This is a genomic window from Synechococcus sp. R3-13, assembly GCF_047462195.1.
GTDB lineage: Bacteria > Cyanobacteriota > Cyanobacteriia > Thermostichales > Thermostichaceae > Thermostichus.
The window spans coordinates 6,692-10,860 of sequence record NZ_JANSIO010000500.1; the positions used below are offsets into that span (position 1 = coordinate 6,692).

The 4,169-nt window shown below is 58.5% G+C and carries 3 protein-coding genes and 1 pseudogene; 1 reads left to right on the forward strand and 3 read right to left on the reverse strand.

Annotated features, from left to right (window positions below; all coding sequences use genetic code 11):
- From NW856_RS13850 to NW856_RS13860, 3 genes are all read right to left on the reverse strand, one after another.
- Positions 1–1,079: electron transfer flavoprotein subunit alpha/FixB family protein (locus tag NW856_RS13850; protein ID WP_414400713.1), on the reverse strand; the 1,079-nt coding region annotated here is incomplete at its 3' end.
- Between the two features lie 172 nt (positions 1,080–1,251).
- Positions 1,252–2,076, reverse strand: coding sequence for an electron transfer flavoprotein subunit beta/FixA family protein (locus NW856_RS13855; RefSeq protein ID WP_414400714.1), 825 nt, complete (start codon positions 2,074–2,076; stop codon positions 1,252–1,254).
- A 479-nt stretch (positions 2,077–2,555) separates the two neighbouring features.
- Positions 2,556–3,644, reverse strand: a complete 1,089-nt coding sequence (locus NW856_RS13860) for an ABC transporter substrate-binding protein (protein ID WP_414400715.1) — start codon at positions 3,642–3,644, stop codon at positions 2,556–2,558.
- A gap of 270 nt (positions 3,645–3,914) precedes the next feature.
- On the opposite strand from NW856_RS13860, the pseudogene NW856_RS13865 reads away from it, so the two are divergent.
- Positions 3,915–4,169: pseudogene (locus tag NW856_RS13865) on the forward strand (arginine--tRNA ligase); the annotation flags it as partial.

A 4,169-nucleotide genomic window follows, 5' to 3' on the forward strand; every position in this document is an offset into this window, starting at 1 on the left:
ACCTTACTTCCACAAGCCCCCACCTTTAGCTGGGGGTACTTGACCTGCTGGATCTGACGGATCAGTTCGGGTACCACCTGGTAGAGATCCCCGACGATACCGTAGTGGGCAAATTTGAAGATGGGGGCAGAGCTGTCTTTGTTGATGGCGATGATCGTCTGGGATTTGTCCATGCCCACGCGATGCTGGATGGCTCCGGAAATGCCGCAGGCAATGTAGAGCTGAGGTCGGACGGTCTTGCCGGTTTGGCCCACTTGATGGGCGTAGGGGATCCACCCAGAATCCACGGCCTTGCGGGAGGAGCCGACGGCGCTGTTGGGGAAACAAGCGGCCAACTCCTTCAACAGCTCAAATCCCTGTGGGGATCCCAGCCCGTAGCCGCCGGAAACGATCACCTTGGCGCGGGTGAGATCTACCGCCTGGGACAGGTTGCGCACCGTTTCCACAATCTGCAGGCGCAGATCGCCGGGATCCAAGTTGACCGGCACCGGGATCACGTCCCCCTGGCGGGATCCATCCCAGGGCAGAGGCACCATCACCCCTGGGCGCACCGTGGCCATTTGCGGGTTTTTCCAGGGGCCAAGGATGCGGGCCTTGAGAGATTCGCCGAAGCTGGGCCGGATGGCATAAAGGCAGTCGGGGAAGAGGCCGGACTTGCTGGGATCTTTGCTGTTGGTGTACTCGAAGGGGCCAATGTCCAGCTCGGTGCAGTCTGCCGTCAGGCCGGTCTCCAGGTGGGCGGCCAAGCGGGGGGCCAGATCTCGCCCGGTGGTGGTGGATCCCAGCAGGATGGTGTGGGGTGGTTGGGGCCAGCTTTTGATCAAGTCCGTGATCACCCGGCGGTAGGGCAGGGTGCGGTATTCGGCCAACTCCGGATGATCGGCGATGAAGACTTGATCTGCCCCGTGGCCGATCAGAATTGGGGGCAAGTGGGCAATGTTGTATCCAAGCACAAGAGCGCTCAAGGTGGCTCCCAGCTTATCGGCCAGCCGCCGCCCGGCTCCCAACAACTCTAAGCCGATGGGCTGCAATTCCCCATTCACCTGCTCCGCGAAGACCAATATCCGCTTGCGATCCATAAAACTGTGACTCCTAGGTTGAGATCGGGATTGAATCGGGTTGGGGTTGCGACGAGGTCAGCAGAGTCCTTCTGGGTCAACTTTTCACCGCAGCCAGCTGGCCTGGGGTCGATGATCAGACAGTGATGATTGAGGGGCGATGGGGGGCCGGTGGGGCGCAAGATGTAAAGATCTAGGAGGTTGCGGCGTAGCGGGAGAGGTCAACGGCCTGGGTCAGTTGGTTGACCAGTTGGGGGACGGATTGTCCCTGAAAGACCTGACAGTTGCCGCCAATTTCCCCCACTTTTTCGGTGGCAGCCACGATGGTTGGGGATCCCTTGAGACCGCAGCGCTCCGGGTCTGCCCCCACATCGTCCAAGTTGAGGATCTGGATTGCCTCGGCCCGTGCCATTTCATCCCGCATTAGCCGCTGCACCCGCTGCACACCCCGTAGAGTGGGGTAGGCCAAACGCCGAGCGGAATTGGCCACCGTAATCAAAACCGGCAGGGGCACCATTACGATTTGGGATCCCCCTTCGATGGCCCGCCGCGCCACCAGGATCCCATCCCGAATCTCGAAGGCTTCGCAATAGGCGACCTGAGGGATCCCCAACCGCTCCGCCAACTGCGGCCCCACCTGGGCCGTATCGCCGTCGGTGGTCTGGAGCCCGCAGAAGATCACATCGGGCCGGCCAGCATAGCGAACCGTCTGGGCCAGAGTATAGGCAGTGGCTAGGGTATCGGAAGCGGCCAAGCGGCGGTCGGTCATCAAAATACCCCGATCCACCCCGTGGGCAATGGCCTCGTAGAGCACCTCAATGGCCGGGGGTGGCCCCATTGTAATTGCCGTTACTCTCGCCCCGTGTTGCCGTTTGGTTTGCAGAGCTGCTTCCAGTGCATAGCGATCAAAAGGGTTTAACATCCGCTTGGCCTTGGCGCGATCGATCGTGCCGTCACTGTTGATGCCGGCCTTGGCGTTTTGATCGGGAACTTGCTTAATCAGAACAAAAGTTTCCAAGGGCCCAAACTTCCTAGCGACCCTCTTCAGATTAAAAGGGATCCCTGAGCACCACAAACTTATTCAGCTTTTTTTCGGGATCGGAAAAGCTATCTCGACTTCAAGCACCCCTAAGCTACTCTTCCCAATACATCTGTTTCTCAGGTTTGATTTCATTGACATGCTCCCCATGCCCAAAGGCAGGGGCCTTACGGCGTTCTTGGGTAACCCTAAACAAAGTTCGAGACACTCCCCTACTGCTCCATGCCGCTTCCGGTCTCCCATCCACCAACGCGAACAGGTCTCCCGTCGGCCTCTTTCAGGAGTAGCCTGGGATCCCTGCCACGAAAAGCTTTGGGGATACTTCGCGGATGAGGGATCCAATAAGGACGCAGACCGCACCTGCAGCCAGAAATAGCCTCCCAGCAAGCAGGATAAGTTGGCCTGCACCGGCAAGCCAATAGACAGAGGCTTCAAAATCGTTGCTGGCCTAACCCAGATTATCCAATCATCCGCTCAGACTTGGGTGGGAGCAGACTTCCATCAAACACTTGCTCTAGAGAGGGCTTAGTGGGCAAGCCAAAGCCATCCACCACCTGAGCAATCGAGGTTTCCATACGAGCAGGCACTACATCCCCCAAACCAATTTGTCGCACCTCATCGGTAACAAACAGGCGCGGCATTGCCAGGGTAAGGCGCAATTTCTCAATTGCCGTATCCAGCACCTGCCCCTCGGCCTTGGCTTTGTCCAGAAGGGCCAACATGTTGCCATCGGTGTCGCGGATGGTGTCTTGCCAACCCTTGACATAGGCCCGCAAGAAAGCTTTGAATTGCTCAGGCTTCTCACGCAGCAATTGCACACGGGTGATGACGGCATTGCCATACAGCTCAAGGCCGTAGTCGTTGTAAAGGAAGGGAACAATATCTTCCAGCTTGACCCCGCCCCGCACCAAATTGGGCATGGCCGAGGTCATAAAGCCGCTGATTGCATCCACCCGACCTTGGATGAGGAAAGGTTCGCGCAACTGTGGCTCCATGGTCAGCCACTCCACCGACCCCGGATCGATGCCGACTTGCTTGGCAAAGACCGGCCAGAGCCGACGCGGCGCATCCCCTGCTGGCGCTCCCAGCTTCTTGCCCGCCAGTTGGGCAGGCTTCGTGATGCCCTTGCCTTTCAGGGTGTAGATGCCGAAGGGAGAGCGGTTGTAGAGGATATAGATTGCCACCAAGGGCACATCTGGGTTTTTGGCATTGAACTCAATCATGGAGTAGGGATCCCCTTCTCCCAGGTCGTACTGGCCTGCCGCGATCTTGGTGATGGAATTGGCAGATCCATAGCCCCGCTCGTAGGTGACCTCTAGCCCCTCTTGGGCAAAGTAGCCCTTCAAGATCGCGGTTATGAGGGGAGTATCCGTAGAAGAGGGCAGCCAGGAGAGGGTGTACTTCAGGGGCGTTAGGCCCTGGGAAACCAGCAGCGGCCCTCGGCTCTGGGCTCTAGCCTTTAGGTTGTACCCCCCAACAGCGGCCAGGGAAGCAGCCGCAGCAGCAGACTGAATGAATTGGCGACGCGACGATTTCGGGATGGACATATCTATATGCTCCACAGCACCTGGCTCAGTAGGGATCCGCAAACGGGAATGCGGCAAACAATGGAGTGAAGACTATAAGCAACCAACTTAGCAAGGCGGAGTCAAACTTCTGTATTTGAGGATACCTTTACCTGCTGGGGGATCCCCTTTTAGCCAAGGTGAGAACTCTGCCTTGGTCATGGCCGGTTCGTTGCCGGTATGATAGTGCTCCTGCTGCCGCAGGGATCCCGATCGCCATTGCTCTTAACTCACGTGTATCCCTCTTCAACCATGGCCATCCAATCCCCTTCCACCTCCCTGGTTCGGTTTCTCACCGCCGCCGTAGCCGAGAGCATTCGACGGGCCTCAGAGGCGGGGCAACTGGGATCCCTGGCCCCCCAGCAAGCCACAGCGATTGCCCCCGTGATCCAGATCCCCAGCGACCCTCGCTACGGCGATTACGCCTGTCCCACCCCCCTGGGCATGGCCAAGCTCTGCCGCCTAGCACCGGCCCAGATCGCCCAAACCCTGCAAAAACACTTGGAT